At 60.7% G+C, this 20720-nt stretch carries 14 protein-coding genes; 5 read left to right on the top strand and 9 right to left on the bottom strand.

Features of this window, described 5'->3' with window-relative positions; all coding sequences use genetic code 11:
- Positions 1–10: 10 nt before the first annotated feature.
- The 5 genes from GA0061103_RS31945 to GA0061103_RS31925 all read right to left on the bottom strand — a co-directional run bounded on the left by GA0061103_RS31945 (position 11) and on the right by GA0061103_RS31925 (position 5295).
- A protein-coding gene (locus GA0061103_RS31945; protein ID WP_092711274.1) for an IS630 family transposase occupies positions 11–959 on the bottom strand; the annotation gives its coding sequence in 2 pieces (ribosomal slippage) (positions 11–622 and positions 624–959; 948 coding nt in all).
- 275 nt (positions 960–1234) lie between these two features.
- Positions 1235–2116, bottom strand: a complete 882-nt coding sequence (locus GA0061103_RS31940) for an ABC transporter permease (RefSeq protein ID WP_092719280.1) — start codon at positions 2114–2116, stop codon at positions 1235–1237.
- 13 nt (positions 2117–2129) lie between these two features.
- Positions 2130–2948 (bottom strand): ABC transporter ATP-binding protein, encoded by an 819-nt coding sequence (locus tag GA0061103_RS31935; protein WP_092719277.1) that lies wholly within the window; start codon positions 2946–2948, stop codon positions 2130–2132.
- A gap of 121 nt (positions 2949–3069) precedes the next feature.
- Entirely contained in the window at positions 3070–4083 is a 1014-nt protein-coding gene (locus GA0061103_RS31930; RefSeq protein ID WP_092719274.1) for an ABC transporter substrate-binding protein, read from the bottom strand.
- A 198-nt stretch (positions 4084–4281) separates the two neighbouring features.
- Entirely contained in the window at positions 4282–5295 is a 1014-nt protein-coding gene (locus GA0061103_RS31925; protein WP_092719271.1) for an ABC transporter substrate-binding protein, read from the bottom strand.
- Positions 5296–5569: 274 nt separating this feature from the next.
- Here GA0061103_RS31925 and GA0061103_RS31920 point away from each other — a divergent pair, with 274 nt between their 5' ends.
- From GA0061103_RS31920 to GA0061103_RS31910, 3 genes are all read left to right on the top strand, one after another.
- Positions 5570–5878, top strand: coding sequence for a hypothetical protein (locus GA0061103_RS31920; protein ID WP_092719267.1), 309 nt, complete (start codon positions 5570–5572; stop codon positions 5876–5878).
- A 186-nt stretch (positions 5879–6064) separates the two neighbouring features.
- Positions 6065–6523 (top strand): helix-turn-helix domain-containing protein, encoded by a 459-nt coding sequence (locus tag GA0061103_RS31915; RefSeq protein WP_092719265.1) that lies wholly within the window; start codon positions 6065–6067, stop codon positions 6521–6523.
- Between the two features lie 434 nt (positions 6524–6957).
- Positions 6958–7197: a hypothetical protein gene (locus GA0061103_RS31910; protein ID WP_092719326.1), complete on the top strand. Its 240-nt coding sequence runs from the start codon at positions 6958–6960 to the stop codon at positions 7195–7197.
- Positions 7198–7405: 208 nt separating this feature from the next.
- On the opposite strand, the gene GA0061103_RS31905 is transcribed toward GA0061103_RS31910, so the two are convergent.
- Positions 7406–8083, bottom strand: a complete 678-nt coding sequence (locus GA0061103_RS31905) for a TetR/AcrR family transcriptional regulator (RefSeq protein ID WP_092719262.1) — start codon at positions 8081–8083, stop codon at positions 7406–7408.
- Positions 8084–8184: 101 nt separating this feature from the next.
- Between GA0061103_RS31905 and GA0061103_RS31900 the strand changes: the two genes are divergently transcribed.
- A complete protein-coding gene (locus tag GA0061103_RS31900) occupies positions 8185–9489 on the top strand; it encodes an efflux RND transporter periplasmic adaptor subunit (protein ID WP_092719259.1) in 1305 nt (434 codons plus the stop codon).
- Positions 9490–9498: 9 nt separating this feature from the next.
- Positions 9499–12648, top strand: coding sequence for an efflux RND transporter permease subunit (locus GA0061103_RS31895; protein WP_092719256.1), 3150 nt, complete (start codon positions 9499–9501; stop codon positions 12646–12648).
- A gap of 163 nt (positions 12649–12811) precedes the next feature.
- Here the strand turns inward: GA0061103_RS31895 and GA0061103_RS31890 are convergent, their stop codons facing one another.
- From GA0061103_RS31890 to GA0061103_RS31880, 3 genes are read right to left on the bottom strand one after another with little or no spacing between them, the layout of a single operon-like run.
- Positions 12812–15919: an efflux RND transporter permease subunit gene (locus GA0061103_RS31890; RefSeq protein WP_092719253.1), complete on the bottom strand. Its 3108-nt coding sequence runs from the start codon at positions 15917–15919 to the stop codon at positions 12812–12814.
- Positions 15916–19035 (bottom strand): efflux RND transporter permease subunit, encoded by a 3120-nt coding sequence (locus tag GA0061103_RS31885; RefSeq protein ID WP_092719250.1) that lies wholly within the window; start codon positions 19033–19035, stop codon positions 15916–15918. Before GA0061103_RS31885 ends, GA0061103_RS31890 begins: the two co-directional genes overlap by 4 nt.
- Positions 19032–20537: an efflux RND transporter periplasmic adaptor subunit gene (locus tag GA0061103_RS31880; RefSeq protein ID WP_092719246.1), complete on the bottom strand. Its 1506-nt coding sequence runs from the start codon at positions 20535–20537 to the stop codon at positions 19032–19034. The genes GA0061103_RS31885 and GA0061103_RS31880 overlap by 4 nt, the downstream gene beginning before the upstream one ends.
- Between the last annotated feature and the right edge of the window lie 183 nt (positions 20538–20720).

The following is a 20720-nucleotide window of genomic DNA, read 5'->3' as shown; positions in this document are numbered from 1 at the left end:
CTAGAGCGTTTCATATTTTGTTTGAAGCGTATCCAGCATTGACAATGTAACTGGCGCACTCGTGTGGACCGATTGTCTGGACGAGTGAGCCGAGATATCGCCAGGTGTCTTCGATGGTGCGTGTTTGTGCTTTTCGCATCCAATGTTTGATCTTGGCGAAAGCCTGTTCGATTGGATTGAGGTCTGGTGAATAGGGCGGCAGAAACCAGAGCCTTGCGCCGGCGGCCTTGATCAACTGGCGTATCTGCCTGGATTTGTGGCTGCCCAGATTGTCCATGATGACGATGTCGCCTGGTCGCAGCGTCGGGACGAGTTGTTGCTCGACATAGGCCTTGAAGCATTGGCCATTGATCGGGCCGTCGAAGACGCAGGGTGCGGTGAGACAATCGGCCCGTAGCGCGCCGACGAAGGTCAATGTGCGCCAATGGCCATGCGGAGCAAAACCACGCAGGCGCTTACCCTTAACACCCCAGCCGTACAGCGGAGCCATATTGGTTTTAATCCAGGTTTCGTCGATGAACACGAGCCTTCGAGGATCAAGTCGCGTCTGCCATGACTGCCAGCGCTTGCGCCGACGGACGATGTCAGTGCGCGCCTGCTCAAGGGCAAACATCGTTTTTTTTGAAGCGCAGTCCCTCGCGGCGCAGGAAACGCCAAACGGCGTCATGTGAGACGATGACGCCTCTCACCGCCAGTTCGTCCTTGAGGCCGTGCAGGCTGATCTGCGGGGTCTGTGCAATCCGCTCGGCAATGAAAGCGCGATGCGGTTCCAAAAGGCGTTTGCGATGCCCTCCCATCTGACCGGGCGCGACGGAACCGCTGCGGCGATACCGCTGCGACCACTTCACAACAGATGAGACCGAGACACCAAACCGCGCCGCCACCGAGCGGCAGCTCTCTCCCGCCACAACAGCACCAACCACACGTTCACGCAGATCATTCGAAAGAGGTGCGACCATCAATGCTGACCTCCTCTCAGCCAGCATCTTGAATCACATTCGACACCAAAAGGGAATCCACGATTCAAACAAAATCAGAAACGCTCTAGAAGCAGCTTGCTTGCAGCTCTCCCCGTGCGAAACCAATCGCAACTCATCCTCAAATCGATAGTCCGTGGCCCCTCACCCCAGCCCTCTCCCCGCAAGCGGGGAGAGGGAGTCTACTATGGACGCACAACAAAAAAGGCCGGGCAAGATGCCCGGCCCCGGCCTTGGGAGGTGCCAGTAATGGCTGCTTAATGCGTGTCGAGGCTCTGTTGCGGACGCCAGCGGGTGATACGGTTTTCGATCAGCGTCATCACGTATTCGGCACCGAGCGTGACGAGCATCACGAGGATGATCGCGGCATAGAGGCCGGCGGCATCATAGGTGCCCTTGGCGATCGAGATCAGGTAGCCGATACCGGCGAGCGACCCGACGAACTCACCGACGATGGCGCCGATGATGGCGAAGGAGAAGGAGATGTGCAGGCTTGCAAAAATCCAGCTCATCGCCGACGGCAGGATGACGTTGCGGGTCACCTGCCAGTTGGAGGCGCCGAGGATGCGGGCATTGGCGATCATGTTGCGGTCGGCTTCGCGAACGCCCTGGAAGGCATTGGCGAACACGACGAAGAACACCATGATGAAGGCAAGCGCCACCTTGGACGGCAGGCCGAGACCCATGATCATCACGAAGATCGGCGCGAGAACGACGCGCGGGATCGAGTTGATCGCCTTGATGTAGATCGACAGGATATCGGAGGCGAGCTTGTTGCGGCCAAGGGCGACACCGACGAGAACGCCGGTGACCGAGCCGATAATGAAGCCGATCAGCGCTTCTTCCATCGTGACGCCGAGATGATACCAGAGCGAACCGCTCTCGGTGCCTTCGGTGATCCACTCCCAGAGGCGCAGCGCGATGCCGTAGGGGCTCGAATAGAAGAACGGGTCGATCCAGTGCAGGTCGGAGGCGAGCTGCCAGAGGCCGAGGATGGCGAGTAGAATGCCGATCTGCCAGGCCAGCACCACATATTTGCGGCGTGACATCGCCTTCAGCGCTGCGGCTTCGATTTCCGCGTCCGAGGTGCCGGCGCGGAAGATCGGGGCATTGCCTGCTTCGAGAGCTGTGTTTGCCATGGTCAATCCTCCCTTATGCCGCTTCCGCGGCACGGCGATAGCTGGTTTCGACCTCTTCGCGCAGGTCGTCCCAGATCGTCTTGCAATAATCGATGAAGTTCTGCTCGTAGCGAATCTCCGAGACGACGCGCGGGCGCGGCAGGTCGATCGTGTAGACCGATTTCACCGTCGCCGGGCCGGCCGTCAGCACATAGACCTTGTCGGCGAGCGCGACGGCTTCCTCGAGATCGTGCGTCACGAAGACGACCGACGCCTGGCGCTCGGCCCATAGCTTCAGGAGCTCTTCATGCATGACCGTGCGGGTCTGCACGTCGAGCGCCGAGAAGGGCTCGTCCATCAGCAGGATTTCCGGCTCGTTGATGAAGGTCTGCGCCAGCGAGACGCGCTTGCGCATACCGCCCGAGAGCTGATGCGGATAGTGATGCAGGAACTTCGAAAGGCCGACGCGGGCCAGCCAGTCCTTGGCCATCCTTTCAGCCTCGGCCTTGGACTTGCCGCGAAACAGTGGGCCGGCCATGACGTTCTCGATGACGTTCTTCCAGGGAAAGAGCGCATCCGTCTGGAAGGCGAAGCCGACGCGCGGATCGATGCCGTTGACCGGACCGCCCATCAGGCGAACTTCGCCGGCGCTAGGCTTGGCAAGGCCGGTGACGAGGTTGAGCGTCGTCGACTTGCCGCAGCCCGTCGGACCGACGACGGCGACGAATTCGCCGCGTTCGACAGTCATGTTGAAATCGCGCAGTGCGGTCAGCGACTTGCCGGTCGGCGAGACGAAACGGCGGCTGACATTTATGAGCTCGATCGCCGGGGTGCGGCGTTCATCCTGTTGCATGGTGCTGATCCTGACGCGTGCCTTCGGGGCGTGCACGCAAAGCCCAGTGAACTGCAAAGTCTGTTGAACTGCCGCTTCCGGAGCCTGCCTGAAAACTGGCCGGAAGCGGCGTTCTGACTGCTTACTTGACGTTCTTCACGAATTCCGTCGTGTAGGTCTTCGACAGGTCGATCGTCTTGCCCTTGACGTTCTTGGAGAACTGCGAGAGCACGGCAAGAACAGTCTTCGGACCATCTTCCGGCATCACGCCGTCGGCCGTGAACATTTCCTTGCCGGCGTCGAGAGCCTTGATGTAGCCGTCCTTGTCGCCGACGTAGAAATCCTTCGGCATCTTGTCGGCAATTTCAGCGGCGGAATGCGTGTTGATGAAGCGCAGCGTCTTCACGAAAGCATTCGTAAGCTTCTGTACTTCGTCCTTATGGGCGTCAACCCATGCGGCATCCATATAGAGCGATGCGGCCGGATAGGTACCGCCGAGCGCTGCCTCGGTGCCCTTCAGCGTGCGCAGATCGACGAGGATCTTCGCTTCGCCTGTTTTGAGCAGCCGCGAAATCGTCGGCTCGGTGGTCATGCCCACCTGGATGGCGTCCTGCTGCATGGCGGCGATGAAGGTCTGGCCGGCGCCGACGGGCACGGGCGTGATGTCAGCCGGGGAGAGGCCCGCCTTCGACGCCATGTAGAGCGTCAGGAAGTTGGTCGACGAGCCGAGGCCGGTGACGCCGGCGCGCTTGCCCTTCAGGTCGGCGAAGGACTTGATATCCGGATACTTGGCCGAAACCAGCTCGACTTCGCCCGGTGCCTGGCTGAACTGCACGACGGACTTGATGAACTTGCCCTTGGCCTGCAGGTCGACGCAGTGATCATAGAAGCCAACGACGCCCTGAACGGCGCCGGCGAGCAGCTGGTTTTCGGCGTCGACGCCAGCGGATTCATTGAGAAGCTCGACGTCGAGGCCTTCATCCTTGAAGTAGCCGAGGGATTCGGCGAGCTTGGCCGGCAGGTAGATCTGCTTTTCGTAGCCGCCCACCATGATGGAAATCTTGTCGGCAGCATTGGCGGCCGTGGCTGCAAGCGAAGCAGCTGATATGACGAGGGAAAGGGCTACGGTATGAAAAAAGGTGCGCGATGGACGCATCAATGTCTCCTCCTGTTTTAATTCTTGCGCCACACGACGCTCTGGAAAGGCGCTTCCTCCACGAAGCTCAGCAAACCTAGCCTGGGCAACCTTTCAGTCAGCTTTCAGCGCGCAACCCTGCGAGGGAACATTGCGATTTTATTAACGCGGACGCCGACGGCTCGAATATGCCGCCGGCGCCGGAAACGCTACTGCGCGCTATTTGGCGTTTTTGACGAATTCTGTCGTGTAGGTCTTCGACAGATCAATCGACTTGCCCTGCACGTTCTTGGAGAATTCGGAAAGCACGGCAAGAACGGTTTTCGGACCATCTTCCGGCATTACGCCATCGGGAGTGAACATGGCCTTGCCGTTTTCGAGCGCCTTCACATAGCCGTCCTTGTCACCGACATAGAAATCCTTCGGCATCTTGTCGGCGATCTCGGCGGCCGAATGGGTATTGATGAAATGCAGCGTCTTGACGAAGGCGTTCGCAAGCTTCTGCACTTCCTCCTTGTGATCCTTGACCCACGACTCCTGCATATAGAGGGACGCGGCAGGATAGGTTCCACCCAGAGCGGCTCTTGTTCCGGCCATCGTGCGCATGTCGATCAGAACCTTGGCCTCGCCGGTCTTCAGGAGACGCGAGACTGTCGGCTCCGTCGTCATGCCGGCCTGGATGGCATCCTGCTGCATGGCGGCAATGAAGGTCTGGCCGGCGCCGACCGGAACGGAGGTGAATTCTCCGAGCTTCAGACCGGCCTTGACGGCCAGATACTGCGTCAGGAAATTGGTCGAGGAGCCGAGACCGGTGACGCCGAGGCTCTTACCCTTGAAATCGGCAGGGGATTTGATTTCCGGATGCTTGGCCGACACCAGCTCGACCTCGCCCGGTGCCTGGCTGAACTGCACGATGGATTCGACGAACTTGCCCTTGCCCTGAAGATCGATGCAATGGTCGTAAAAGCCGACGACACCCTGGACGGCGCCTGCGAGCATTTCATTTTCCGCATCGACGCCCGCGGGCTCGTTGAGAAGCTCGACGTTGAGACCTTCTTCCTTGAAATACCCAAGCCCTTCGGCAAGCTTGGCCGGCAGATAGATCTGCTTCTCGTAACCGCCCACCATGATGGAAATCTTGTCGGCTGCCCGTGCCGCCGTTGCCGCAAACCCGGCTGCAGCTATCGCAAGAGTAAAAGCAGTCGAATATCTAAGAATGCTGGATGCACGCATGAAGTCCTCCTCTCCGTTTGTGTACCGACGCCGATTGACAACGGCCCGGCACGCGCTTCCTCCTGAAGCGGGAGAGACATGCACGCCCAACCTTTCATTGAGCTGAAAGCAACTCATCGCCTCTTTTTGGCAGTTCGCTTCGGGACGGCCGTGACCGCCGGCACCCGATCAATGGGAAACCAGATCACCGTACAACGGGAGGCATCATCGCATCTTGGCATTTCCCGTATCGCGACTATTTTAGATTGAGCACTTTCGCTGGGAGGAACCATCGATGAGGATCATTGCCGCAGCCCTTATTCTGACGGTGATGGCGATAGCCGGGCCGGCATCGGCAATTTCCCGTTACGAGTCGCTCGGCAAATCCTGCGCATCGGTGCAGCAACTGATCGCCGCGGAACGTGCGGTGATATTGCGCTATCCTGCGCCTCGCGGCGGCCCGGTTCTCTACGATCGCTATGTGGCCGACAGCGGGCAATGCGACATATCCGGCTATGCCAGCCGCAGCTCCGTGCCGACGAAGGATAACCCGGTCTGCCCCGTCTATAATTGCAAGCCGTCCTCGATCTTCAATCCGCATTGACGCGAATCAGCTTTTCTGCGGTTTATGCGTGTACGGAGTTACAAAACTTAATATAAAAAGACTTTTAGTTGAGCTCCACCCACATTTAACGCACATTTCGCGGGCAGATAGAGCACGCGCCCTTTATCGTGAAGGGCTAAAGTATGGTGTAATCCGCCAGCCCTATTTGAATAAGGAGATTGCGCAGTGAGTGCAAAAGTACCGAACCCGATCGATGCCTATGTAGGCTCTCGCGTGCGCACGCGCCGTCTTATGCTTGGCATGAGCCAGGAGCGGCTTGCCGAACAGATCGGCGTGACGTTTCAGCAGGTGCAAAAATACGAAAAGGGCACCAATCGCATCGGCGCCAGCCGGCTGCAGGCCATTGCCGGCGTGCTCGCCGTACCGGTTGCCTTCTTCTTCCAGCAGGACAATTCGCAGCCGCTGAACACCGACGGCCTCGGCGCAATCAATGGCCTGGAGGATCTGTCGGATTTCCTGACATCCAAAGAGGGCCTGAGCCTCAACAAGGCGTTCATGAAGATCAACGATCCCAGCATTCGCCAGTCCGTGCTGACGCTGATCAAATCGCTGGGAAGTGCGTCCGACGTGCTGCCGGATCACCTCCCGCGCGCAACGAACGTATCGGTCGGCCTGCGCAACTAAAGCATTTTGCGCAAAGTGCGCAGCGGTTTTGCGACAGCGACATACGCAAGATCAAGAACCTAAAGCGCAAGGAGCGGATCCGAAAGATCGCGACGCGCTTTAGGGCCGGAACCCTCCGCGAAAATTCCACTCCGTCTAGCCTGGCGTCGACTAGAAGCGAGCCGCCAAGATCGACACCCAGGCGGCACCAAAATCACGCTGATGGCGGAAGCATAGGCGGATTTTGCGCGCAAATGTTCGATACGAGGCTCCTTCCTATCCTTCGCATGCCGCATTTCACGCCTTGAAATTGCAAAAGTAAAATTTTGCAGCAATCACGCATCGTGTCACGCTGCATGTCACGCGCCAAGCTGCAAAACATCCGTTACGGTTTGCTCATGTTCCCGGCCAGACACGATTCGTCTGCCGGGAACGGGGGCAATAGAGGGTACGAAATGACAGCAGCACTTCCGATCGACGCAGCATACCAGGATCCGGACTCGCTCAAGGAACTGGCCTCAATCGCTCGGCTCATCACTTATGCACGGCAAAGCGCCAAAAACCTGAATGCGGAATTCCCGGTCTGGTGCCTGGACTTGGCGCTCGGGGCCGTGCTGCAGGAAATGTATGAAAATGGCTTGCCCAATCCCTTGTTCGAAGAGGGAACGGACACAGCAAACGTGGTGGCACACTGAATTAAAGTAATCCCGGCCTTTGCCGGATACGGGATGATGCCGGTATGGCTCAGCAGGCCATATCGGCATTTTTCTTCGTGAGCTGAGATCGTCGGGACGACAGGCCGAAAACATGTCGCGCAGAAGCCCGCAACGGCTTTGCGACAACGACCTGCACAAAATCAAAACCCAAAGCGCAAGAAGCGAATTCGAAAGATCGCGGCGCGCTTTAGCAGCCACCTTTGCGCGGCTGGACGCCAGCGGTAAAAATCGCGATGCAATGGCGCACATGGCGCAACCGCGTTTCGCGGTCTGGCCAATCCTTCGGGCGGCCCGGCCTCGAAATCATCGCATCGAAGATCATGCTCATCAGCATGCGCGCTCCGCTTGCCGCATCGGCAATTTCGATCAGGCCGCGCCGCTGCTGCTCGATCAGCCAATCCGCCAGCATCTGTTGTGACTGCCTAGCCCCATAAGTGTGCAGCAAGGTCGCGATTTCCGGAAATTGCTGCGATTCACTGACGGCAAGATGAATGAAGGCATCCCGTTCACGCTCCTGATCTTCGTCGATGTCGATCATGAATATCAGCTCGAGCGCCTTGTCGAACGGCAAGTTCTCGTCCGCAGGCCGCGGCAGGGCCAGCATGGATGCGCGATGCTCGGCGATGATGGCCGTGAAGAGATCGGTCTTGCTCGGAAACAACCTGTAGAGGGTCTGCTTCGAAATCCGGCACCGGGCAGCAACCAGATCCATGGTTGTGCCGCCATAACCCAGCTCGTAGAAGGTCGCGCGTGCCTCGGCAACGATCTCCGCGCGGCGCGCATCGTCGTTCACGGTTTTCGGACGACCGCGCGGGCGGCCCTTGGCGACCTGATCGGCCTTGGCTGTTCGTTCCTTTGTCAGCACACTGTCTTGACCTCAACAGCCGAATACGATTGACATTTGAAGCAGTACAAATATTTTCTGTACGACTTGGTACTATAAATAAGGCAACAGGAAATAGCAACGTGCGAAAGCTCGCCCCTCCCACTTCTGCACTCGCATATCCGGTGATACCAGCCCGCCTTTCGGTTGGCCGCGGTTCGCTGGCCGCCGTCGGAATCGTCGCCGCGATGTTGCTGGCGGGCTGCAACCAGCAGAATTCCGCCCAAAACACTGCTCCCGTCGTCAAGACGGAAGTGAGCGCGATGTCGCTGCATCCGCAATCCGTCGCCATCACCGCCGAACTGCCTGGCCGCACCAGCGCCTACCTCGTCGCCGAAGTGCGGCCTCAGGTTGGCGGCATCATCCGCAGCCGCAATTTCAAGGAAGGCAGCGAGGTCCGGGAGGGCGATGTGCTCTACGAGATCGATCCGTCCTCCTATCAGGCATCCTATGACAGCGCCGCAGCCTCGCTGCAGAAGGCAGAGGGCGCCGTACCCAGCGCCCAGGCCAAGCTCGACCGGTACAAGGGCCTGAGCGCCCAGAACGCGGTCAGCAAGCAGGATTTCGATGACGCGCAGTCCACGCTCGTCCAGGCTCAGGCCGATGTCGCTTCCGCCAAGGCGGCACTGGAGACAGCCCGCATCAATCTCGATTATACCAAGATGAGGGCGCCGATCTCCGGCCGCGTCGATGCATCCACCGTCACGGTCGGTGCGCTCGTCACTGCCGATCAGACGACGGCGCTGACCACCATCCGTCAGCTCGATCCGATCAATGTCGATGTCACACAGTCAAGCACAAACCTGCTCGAATTCCGCCGCGCCGTCGCGGATGGCCGGCTGAAGACGAGCGGCGACAACGTTTCCGTGCATCTGACGCTTGAGGACGGCAGCCAATACAAGGAAACCGGCAAATTGGAATTTGCCGAATCCTCCGTTGCGGAAACGGTCGGCACCATCACCGTGCGCGCCGTCTTCCCCAATCCGGACCGCATCCTGCTGCCGGGCATGTATGTGCGCGCCACCATCCAGGAAGGCATTGCCGAAAACAGCTTCCTCGTGCCGCAGCGCGCCGTGACCCGCAACACGAAGGGCGAGCCGATCGCCATGTTCGTGACCGTCGAGGGCAAGGTGCAGCAGCGGGTGTTGAAGGTGGAACGCAGCATCGGCAACAGCTGGCTTGTCAACCAGGGCGTTGCCGACGGCGATCGCGTGATCGTCGAAGGCGTCCAGCGCGTTCGTGACGGTCAGGAAGTCACCGTTTCTCCGGTAACGATTGACGATGCGACCGGGGAAGTGAAGCAGGCTGCCGCCGATAGCAAGCCGTCTACGGAGCAGGCGGGGCTGGAAAAGACCGATATGAAAGCCGCCTCCGGCGCCCAGAAGTGAGGTTAGACGATGTCTCGTTTTTTCATCGACAGGCCGATCTTCGCCTGGGTGATCGCCATCGTCATCATGCTGGCGGGTGCACTTTCGATCTTCACGTTGTCGATTTCGCAATATCCGCAGATCGCCCCGACGACAGTCAGCATCAGCGCCACCTACTCCGGCGCTGACGCGGCAACTGTCGAAAACTCGGTGACCAAGGTCATCGAGCAGGGCATGACCGGTATCGACAATCTCGACTACATGACATCGACCTCGACCTCGACGGGTCAGGCCTCGATTTCTCTGACCTTTACCAACAAGGCCGATCCCGACGTCGCGCAGATGCAGGTGCAGAACAAGCTGCAGCTCGTCACCGCTCAGCTGCCGCAGACCGTTCAAAATACCGGCATCGTCGTTTCGAAATCGACCTCGAACTTTCTGATGGTCGTCGGCTTCGTGTCGACGGATGGCAAGCTCAACTCGAACGATCTTGCCGATTATGTCTCCAGCACCCTGAACGACACGCTGAAGCGTATCGAAGGCGTCGGCAATACGCAGATCTTCGGTGCCGGCTACGCCATGCGCATCTGGGTGGACCCGGACAAGCTTGCCAAATATCAGCTGATGGTGAGCGACGTAACGAGTGCAATCCAGGCCCAGAACTCGCAGGTCTCGGCGGGCCAGCTGGGGGCCTTACCGCAGCGCAAGGGCCAGCAACTCAATGCGACGGTCACGGCAAAGAGCCGCCTGCAAACGCCGGAACAGTTCGAAAACATCATCCTGAAAAGCCAGTCCGACGGCTCGCTGGTGCGCATCAACGATGTCGCCACCGTCGAACTCGGGGCCGACAGCTATACGACGTCGACCACCTATAACGGTCATCCTTCTGCCGGTCTCGCCGTGATGCTCGCCTCCGGCGCCAACGCCATCAATACGGCCGAAGCGGTGCGGACAGCCATCGGCAATATGAGCCAGACCCTGCCGCCAAATGTTGAGATCGTCTATCCCTACGACACGACGCCCTTCGTGAAGCTGTCGATCGAGGACGTGGTCAAGACGCTGTTCGAAGCCATCGTGCTCGTCTTCATCGTCATGTTCGTCTTCCTGCAGAACTTGCGCGCCACTCTGATCCCGACGCTCGCCGTCCCGGTCGTCCTGCTCGGCACCTTCGGCGTGCTGGCGATGTTCGGCTATTCCATCAACACATTGACCATGTTCGGCATGGTGCTGGCGATCGGCCTATTGGTCGACGACGCCATCGTCGTCGTCGAGAACGTCGAGCGTGTGATGGAGGAAGAGGGATTGTCGCCGCGCGAGGCGACGATCAAGTCGATGCAGGAAATCACCGGCGCGCTGATCGGCATCGCTACGGTCTTGTCGGCCGTGTTCATCCCGATGGCCTTCTTCTCCGGTTCGGTCGGCATCATCTACCGGCAGTTTTCCGTGACGATCGTCTCGGCCATGGTGCTCTCCGTCATCGTCGCCTTGATCCTCACGCCGGCCCTTTGCGCCACCATTCTCAGGCAGCCCAAACATGGTGCGAAGGAAAAGGGCGTGTTCGGCTGGTTCAACCGCAATTTCGAGCGGGGGACACGCGGCTATCAGCGCGGCGTCCACCGCATGATTCGCATGACCGCCGTCTTTCTGCTGATCTTCGTGCTGATCGGCGTCGGTGTCGGTTATCTCTTCAATCGTCTCCCTAGCTCCTTCCTTCCGGAAGAGGATCAGGGCATTCTGCTGACGGCCATCCAGCTCCCTCCGGGCGCCACGGATTCCCGTACCTGGGCGGTGCTCGACCAGGTGAGAGATTATTATCTCAACAACGAGAAGGACTATGTCGAGGGCGCATTCGCGGTCGCCGGATTCGGATTCAGTGGTCAGGGCCAGAATGTCGGTCTCGTCTTCGTCAGGTTGAAGGACTTCGATCAGCGCAAGACGCCGCAGTCAAAGGCACAAGCCATCGCTGGTCGCGCCATGGGAGCCTTTTCCAAGATCAAGGACGGTAGCGTCTTCGCGCTGGCACCGCCGGCAATCCCCGGCTTCGGCAGCTCGAGCGGCTTCGACTTCTTCATCAAGGATATCAACGGCGCCGGCCATGATGCGCTCATAGCGGCCCGCAATCAGCTGCTTGGGGCCGCCGCACAGAACCACAAGCTGCTCGGAACGCGCCCGAACGGCCAGGAAGACACGCCGCAATACTCTGTGAACATCGACCAGGAAAAGGCAAGTGCACTGAACATCGGCCTTTCCGATATCGACACGACGCTGTCGACCGCCTGGGGCGGCACCTATGTCAACGACTTCATCGATCGCGGCCGTGTCAAGAAGGTCTATGTCCAGGCCGACAAGGATTTCCGCATGCAGCCTGAAGACCTGGGCCGCTGGTATGTGCGCAATTCCGGCGGCGACATGGTGCCATTCTCCGCTTTCTCGAGTGGCGAGTGGACCTACGGCTCACCGCGCCTGGAGCGCTATAACGGCTCGTCGGCCGTTGAAATCCTCGGCTCTGCGGCGCCCGGTGTCTCCTCGGGCGACGCCATGAACGAGATCGACAAGATCATGACGACCCTACCACCCGGCTTCAGCCACGAGTGGACCAGCCTGTCCGCTCAGGAAAAGCTCTCCGGCAACCAGGCAAGCCAGCTCTACGCGATTTCGATCCTGGTGGTCTTCCTGGCGCTCGCCGCTCTTTATGAGAGCTGGTCGATCCCGCTCGCCGTCATGCTGTCGGTCCCAATCGGCATCTTCGGCGCGCTCTTGGCGGCCACCATCTTCGGCCAGTCGAACGACGTCTACTTCAAGGTCGGTCTGCTAACGACAATTGGCCTGGCGGCGAAGAACGCCATCCTGATCGTCGAGTTCGCCATCGAGCAGCAGAATCAGGGCAAGAGCCTGATCGACGCGACGCTGGAGGCATCCCGCCAGCGCCTGCGACCGATCCTGATGACCTCGCTCGCCTTCATCCTCGGCGTGCTGCCGCTGGCAATCGCCAATGGGGCCGGCTCCGGTAGCCAGAACTCGATCGGCATCGGCGTCATGGGCGGCATGATCTCGGCAACCGTGCTCGGCATCTTCTTCATCCCGCTGCTCTTCGTCTCCGTCCGCCGCGTCTTCAAGGGCAGGGTCGGTCCGGTGACGACGCAGGAGACGCCCGCTACCGATGGCGGCACCACGCACTAAGGAAAGGCCGCCCGCTCCTGGCATTAGAGAGCGGGCGGCTTTTATCCATGTTCAAACAAAAGGCTCCGGTCTCACCACCGGAGTCTTTTGCTTTCCTGGCTCAATGGCAGCCGAAGAACAGCGTCAGGAACGGCGCCCTGCAGCGCCTGGCATGAGGATCGTATCAGTTTGACGTTGCAGGAAGCGGTACCGCAGCCTGCACCTTCGGCGACCATTTCGCATGCAGCTTGGCAAGCATCAGATAGATGATCGGCGTCGTGTAAAGCGTCAGCACCTGCGACACGACAAGGCCGCCGACGATGGTAATGCCAAGCGGGCGGCGTAGTTCCGAACCGGGACCAGTAGCGATGATCAGCGGGATGGCGCCCATCAAGGCCGCGAGCGTCGTCATCAGGATCGGCCGGAAGCGCTTCAGGCACGCCTGATAGATGGCTTCTTCCGAAGACAGGCCCAGTATGCGCTCGCCCTGCAGGGCGAAGTCCACCATCATGATACCGTTCTTCTTGACGATGCCGATCAGGAGGATGATGCCGATGAAGGCGATGATCGTCAGCTCCGTGCCGCTGATCGCAAGCGCCAGCAGCGCGCCGAGACCGGCGGACGGCAGTGTCGAGATGATCGTCAGCGGATGTGCGAGGCTCTCATAGAGGATGCCGAGAACGATATAAACAGTCAGCAATGCCGCCAGTAGCAGCAGCGGTTGGCTGCCGGAGGACTGGCTGACGCTCGCCGCATCGCCGGCGAAATCCGCATGCAGCGTATCGGGCAGATGCATGTCGAGCACCGCCTTCTGGATGGCGTCGTTCGCCACCTGCAGCGGCGTATTGAGCGCCAGATTGTAGGAAATCGTCACGGCGGGATACTGCCCCTGGTGATTGACCACCAGCGGCGCCAGCGTCCGGTCGATCGACGCCACCGCGCTCAGCGGCACCTGCGTTCCGCCGGATGCCGGCACATAAAGCTTGGAAATATCGTGCGGATCGAGGGCGTAGCTCGGGTCCGCCTCCAGCACGACGCGATACTGGTTGCGCTGCGTGTAGATCGTCGAGATCTGCCGCTGCGCGAAGGCGTTGTTGAGCGCGGAATCGATGGACTGGATGTTGACGCCGAGCTGCGAAGCGAGGCTGCGGTCGATATTGACGGTCGCCTGCAGGCCGTTGGGCTGCCTGTCGGTCGCGACGTCGGTCAGTCCCGGCAAGGCCTGCATCCGCTCCAGCACCTTCGGCGCCCAATCCACCAGCTCGTCGTAATTCGCGCCCCAGAGCGTGAATTGATATTGCGATTGCGACTGGCGAGCACCGGCCCGGATATCGCCCGGCGAAAACAGGAACGTGCTGAGCCCCGGAACGGCCATCAGTTGCTTGCGAAGCCGGTCAATGACGTCAGCCGTCGACGCCCGCTCCGATTCCGGCTTGAGCGAGATCAAGAGCTGCCCGCGATTGATGGAGCTGGAAAAGCCGCCGCCGCCCACCGAAGAACCGAGGCCTGAAACTGCAGGATCTTTGGCGACGATATCTGCCGCCTGCTGCTGCAGCTTGACCATGGCCGGGTAGGAAATGTCGGTCGCCGCCTGCGTTCCGCCCTGGATAAAGCCGGTATCATCCTGCGGGATGAAACCCTTTGGAACCTTGACATAGAGATAACCCGACATGACCACGCAGCCGATGATGACGAGCACGGACAGCACGCGGTGATGCAGTACCGCTTTCAGTGTGCGGCCATAAAATCCGATGATTGCGCCAAGCGTACCCTCGACGATACGGCCGAAGGCACCCGGTCGGGCATCGACATCATGCTGGCGCAGGCGGTGGCCGCAGATCATCGGCGTCAGCGTCAGGGACACCAGCGTCGAAACGACGATGGTGAAACCGAGCGTCAAAGAGAAGGTCTGGAAAAAGCGGCCGACAATGCCGCCCATGAAGAATAGCGGGATGAAGGCGGCAAGCAGCGACAGGCTGATCGAAATGACCGTGAAGCCGATCTGCTTGGCCCCTTCGAGCGCCGCCCGCATCGGCTTCATGCCGGTTTCGAGATTGGCATAGATGTTCTCGATCATGACGATGGCGTCGTCGACAACGAAGCCGACGGAGACGGCAAGCGCCATGAGGGAGAGATTGTCGATCGACAGCCCGAAGAGCCACATCGCGGCAAAGGTGCCGGCAAGCGACAGCGGCACGGTAACACCGGCAGCGACTGTGGGGGTCGCGCGCCGCAGGAACACGAAGACGACCACCATGACCAGGCAGATGGTGGCAAGCAGCGTCCACTGCATGTCGTTGACGCTGGCATGGATCGTCGTGGTGCGGTCGGAAAGGATGGAGATCTTCACGCCGGCGGGGATGAGCCGCTGCAGCTCCGGGATCAGTTCCTTGACGCCATCGACGGTGGCGATGACATTCGCATCCGCCTGCTTGGTGATGTTGAGCAGCACCGCCGGCTTGCCGTCAAACCAGGCATCCGAGCGGCTGTTGCGCACCCCCGGCTCGACGGTGGCGATATCGGAGAGGCGCACGGCGGTGCCATCGCCGCTCTGCACGATGATCCGTCCATAGGCTTCTGGCGTCCGCAACTGGCTGTTCACGGCAAGGGAGAATGCGCCCGAAGCCCCATCGATCGAGCCGAACGGGCCGAGCACGCTGGCATTGACGATCGCGGTGCGCACGGCATCGAGCGACAGGCCCATGGCCGAGAGACGGTCGGGATCGAGCCTGACGCGCACGGCCGGCTGGTCCGCACCGCTGACGGTAACGCCGCCGACGCCATCGACCTGCGAAATGCGCTGCACGACCACGGTGTCGGCCGCATCATAGATGGCGCTCGGGGCGACATTGTCCGAGGTCAGCGCGAGGATCAGCACGGGAGCGGCAGCCGGATTGATCTTGCGGAAGGATGGAAGGGTCGGCAGATCGCCCGGAAGGTCGGTCGCCGCCGCGTTCAAGGCTGCCTGCACATCCTGCGCGGCGCCATCGACGCTGCGCGAGAGATCGAACTGCGCGATGATGGTGCTTGAGCCGAGCGAGCTGACGGAAGTCAGCTGCGTCACGCCGGCAATGGTGCCGAGATGGCGTTCAAGCGGCGCCGCGACGCTTGCCGCCATGCTGGCCGGATCGGCGCCGGGACGGCTGGCGGAGACGACGATCGTGGGAAGGTCGACGGTCGGCAGGCTCGCGACCGGCAGGAAACGATAGGCAACGATGCCGAGGATCATCAGCCCGATCGCCAGAAGCGTCGTCCCGACAGGGCGTTTGACGAACGGCTCGGAGATGTTCATGTCTCGCCACCCGCCAATTCGTCCATCTCGGCGCTCGGCGTGCCGCTGGTGCGGCCGACGACCTTGGCGCGCAGGCGCTCGAAAGCGAGATAGATCACCGGCGTCGTATAGAGCGTCAGGAGCTGCGAGAGCACGAGGCCGCCGATGATGGTGATGCCAAGCGGAATGCGTAGCTCCGCCCCCGTACCCTGGGCCAGCGCCAGCGGCAGGGCGCCGAAGAGGGCTGCGAGTGTCGTCATCATGATCGGCCGGAAACGCAGGATCGAGGCTTTGAGGATCGCCTCGCGCGGTTCGAGACCTTCCTTGCGCTCCGCCTCCAGCGCGAAGTCGATCATCATGATCGCGTTCTTCTTGACGATACCCATCAACAGCACGATGCCGATGAGCGCGATGATCGACAGATCCTGCCCGAACAGCATCAGGGCGAGCAGGGCGCCGACACCGGCCGAAGGCAGCGTCGACAGGATCGTCACCGGGTGAACGGCGCTCTCGTAGAGCAGGCCGAGCACGATGTAGATCGTGACGACCGCGGCGAGGATCAGCCAGGGCTCGCCTGCGAGCGACGAGGCAAACTCCTCGGCATCACCCGAATATTTGCGCTGGATATTGTCGGGCATCTCGATATCGCGTTCGGCCGCCTTGATCTCCGCCACAGCGTCGCTGAGCGAGGCACCCTTGGCGAGATCGAAGCTGAGGGTCACGGCCGGAAATTGCTCGTCATGACTGATGACCAGCGGCGCGGTCGTGAAACTCGCGGTAGTGAAGGCATTGAGCGGGACCTGGGTGTCGCTCGCCCCAGCGACATAGAGCTTGTCGAGCGACTTCGGGTCCGACTGATATTGCGGCGCAGCCTCCAGGATGACGCGGTACTGGTTGGCCTGACCATAGATCGTCGCGATCTGCCGCTGACCGAAGGCATCGTTCAGCGTGTCGCTGACGGCCTGCATGGACACGCCGAGCCGCGAGGCAGTCTCGCGATTGACATCGACGAAGATGCGCCCGCCACCCATCTCCACTTCGGAGGCGACATCGATGAGCTTCGGGCTCTCCTGCAGCCTTTGGGCAAGCTTCTGCGCCCAGTCGACGACCGTGTTCGTATCCGTGCCTGTCAGCGTATATTGATAGGGTGCGCGGCTCGCCCTGGTGCTGATCGAGATATCGCGCACGCTCTGGAAGGTGACGTGGATGCCGGGCATGCCCGTCACCTCGCCGCGCATCCGGTCGATGATCTGGTCGGCGGATGCATTCCGCTGATTTCGAGGCTTCAGGACGAGGCTGAGATTGCCCGTATTCAGCGTCAGATTGCTGGCGCTGGCGCCTATGACGGAAACCACGCCGCTGACATCCTGATCCTTACGCAGTCGGTCGGCCACATCAGCCTGGATCTGCTTCATGGTCTCGAAGGAAGTGGTCGGCTCGGCTTCGATGACAGCGGTGATGAGGCCAGTGTCCTGCGCCGGCAGGAAGCCCTTGGGGATGACGACATAGAGCCCGATCGTTGCAATCAATGTCAGCACGGTGATCACGAGCATGAGGCCGCTGCGATCCACGGCCCAGACGAGGCTGCGCCGATAGCCTTCGATCATCCAGTCGGTGAAGCGGTCGGCACCGGCCAGAAAGCCGCCTTGACGCTCTTTCGGCTTGCGCAGGATGCGCGCGCACATCATAGGCGTCAGCGTCAGCGAGACGACGGCCGACACGACGACGGCGATGGTGAGCGTCAACGCGAATTCGCGGAACATGCGGCCCACGATGCCCGTCATGAACAGCAGCGGAATGAAGACCGCAACCAGCGAGACGGTCAGCGAGATGATGGTGAACCCGATCTCGCCCGCACCCTTCAGTGCCGCCTGCATCGGATTTTCGCCCTCTTCGATATGGCGGGCGATGTTCTCGATCATCACGATCGCGTCGTCGACGACGAAGCCTGTGCCGATGGTCAGCGCCATCAGCGAGAGATTGTCGAGGCTGAAGCCGGCAAACCACATGACGCCGAAAGTGGCAATCAGCGACAGCGGCAACGCCACGCCGGCAATGAAGGTCGCCGTCATTGTCCGCAGGAAGAGCAGCACGACGAGAATGACGAGGCCGATACTGATGACCAAAGTCCATTGCACGTCGTGGATCGAGGCCCGGATGGTCTCAGTGCGATCGTTGACGATATCGAGGGAAATGCCGGCCGGCATCGCCTGCTTCAGCTTCGGGATCTGCTGCAGCACATTCTCGACCGTTTGGATGACGTTGGCACCCGGCTGGCGCATGATGTCGATAATGACGGCAGGCCTTCCCTGATACCAGGCGCCGACGCGATTGTTTTCCAGCCCTTCGACGACGGTTGCAACATCCTTCAGCTGCACCGGCGCACTGTTGCGGTAGGCGACGATGACGGATTTATAGACGTTCGGATCGACGATCTGGTCGTTGGCGGCAAGAGTGAAGCTCTGCTGGGTACCGTCGAGCGAGCCCTTGGCGCCGGCGACGCTGGCATTGGTGATGGCCGAGCGAATGTCCTCCAGCGCCAGCCCGTAGGAGGCAAGACGCGGCAGATCCACCTGGATGCGGATGGCCGGCTTGACGCCGCCCTGGATGTTGACGTCGCCGACCCCTGATACTTCGCTCAAGCGCTGCGCCATCATCGTATCGGCAAAATCGCTGAGCTCGCGGATCGAATAGCTGTCGGAGCGCAGGGCTAGCGTCACGATCGGCGTATCGGCCGGGTTCACCTTCGAATAGGTCGGCGGATAGGGAAGCGTGCGCGGCAGCGTCGAGCCGGCTGCGTTGATCGCCGCCTGAACATCCTGCGCGGCGCCATCGATATCGCGGCCGAGGTCGAATTGCAGCGTAATCTGGCTGATGCCGAATGCGCTCGACGAGGTCATGGAGGCGAGCGACGGGATCTGGCCGAGCGGTCGCTCCAAAGGTGCCGTCACCAGCGCCGCCATCGTGTCGGGATCGGCGCCCGGAAGCTGCGTCGTCACCTGGATCGTCGGAAAATCCACCTGCGGCAGCGGCGCGACCGGCAAGAACAGAAAGCCGAGAATGCCGCCCAACAAAACCGCTACCCCGAGAAGCGAGGTGGCGATCGGCCTGGAGATGAAGAGCGACGAGACGTTCATTGTTGCTGTGTCGGCGTAGCGGAGGAATTGTTGGAGGCCGAGCCGCCGCCCGTATCCGCACCTTGTGTGCCATCGGCGGCAGGCTGACCATCCTGGCCGCGATGGCCATTATGACCGCCAGCACCGCCCTGACCACCTTGGCCGCCTTGACCACCCTGGCCATTGTGGCGGCGATGCGGACGTTCGCCCGCATTTGCGGTACCCGAACCGGCATTCTGTTGGTCGTTCTCCGCGACAGGCTGCCCGTTATTGTCGGTTGACGGAGCAGTCGGCGACGCCTGATCCGGATTGGCCGAAATCTGCACCTTCGACCCATTCTGAAGCCGCGCGAAGCCTGTTGTCACCACCTTGTCGCCAGGCGTCACACCATCGGCGATGACCGCAAGCGTATCGTCCTGCTGTCGCACCTTCACCGGCTTCATCGCAACGGTCTGATCCTGGCCGATGATATAGACGAAGGTGCCGTTCGGTCCGCGCTGCACGGCGCCGCTCGGAATGACGGTGACGCCCTTCAGCGTCTCGACGAGCAGGCGGGCATTGACGAAGGCGCCGGGCCACAGCGCCAGTTTGTCGTTGGGGAAATTCGCCTTCAGCTTGACCGTACCCGTGGTGGGGTCGACCTGATTGTCGACCACGCCAAGCGAACCGTTGTCGACCACCGTTTCGCCATCATTGCCCATGGCCTGGACGGCAAGCGTTCCAGCCGCACTTGCCGCGTTGACGCGGGCGAGCTGCTGCTGTGGAATGGAAAACAGCACGGAGATCGGCTTGATCTGCGACAACGTCACGATACCGGTCGCGTCGGACGAGCTGACAAGATTGCCGACGTCGACGTTGCGAATGCCGGTGCGCCCATCGAAGGCGGCCCTGATCGTCGTATAATCGAGTGTTGCCTGCGCGCTTTCGATGGATGCCACGTCCACCTGGACCTGGGCGGTATATTGGGCCACCAATGACGTCTGCGTGTCGACCTGCTGCTGGGTGCCGGAGGCGCTCTTCACCATCAGCTGATAGCGCACGAGATCGCGCTGGGCGCCGGCGAGCAGCGCTTCGTCCTGCGCCTTCTTGGCAATCGCCTGGTCGAGCTGTGCCTTATAGACGGAATCGTCGATGCGGGCGATGACATCGCCCTTCTTGATATCCTGGCCCTCGACGAAATTGATCTCGACTATGCGTCCGCTGACCTGCGCGCGCACGGTCACGGTATTCAGCGCCTTCACCGAACCCACACCATTGATGTAGACGGGCACATCGGCGGTCGTCGCGTCGGCAGCAATCACGGGAACCGGCCCGCTGAACTGCGACATGCTGCGCCGGCCGCCACCGCCTTGCCCATGGCCGCTACGGCGTCCACCCTGGGCTTGCTCCCCGGGCGCAGCCGCGTTCTGATAGCCGAGCAGCTTCTCTGCCGGCCCAAGCCAACGATCGCGGGTCGCATAGGCGCCGTACCCAACCGCGCCAATCACAGCCAACCACACGACGACCCGAAACGTCCGAGCCATTCACGCACCTTTCTTCAAAGCCCGGGTGATCGACGATCCCCCGATATTCATGGCGCGACCTTAGCTTGCATCGTGCCGCTTAGGAATTTGGTATGGCCATTAAATTTTGTCCATTTTAGCGCCACTTAGCGTAACAAATTGTAATATTGGACGAAAAACCAGGGTTGTGGTTGCAAGGTCGAT

The sequence above is a fragment of the Martinezella multihospitum genome (assembly GCF_900094585.1).
Classification (GTDB): Bacteria; Pseudomonadota; Alphaproteobacteria; order Rhizobiales; family Rhizobiaceae; genus Rhizobium; species Rhizobium multihospitium.
Note: the sequence above shows the minus strand (reverse complement) of the source record. Positions and strands in the feature narration are given on the sequence as shown.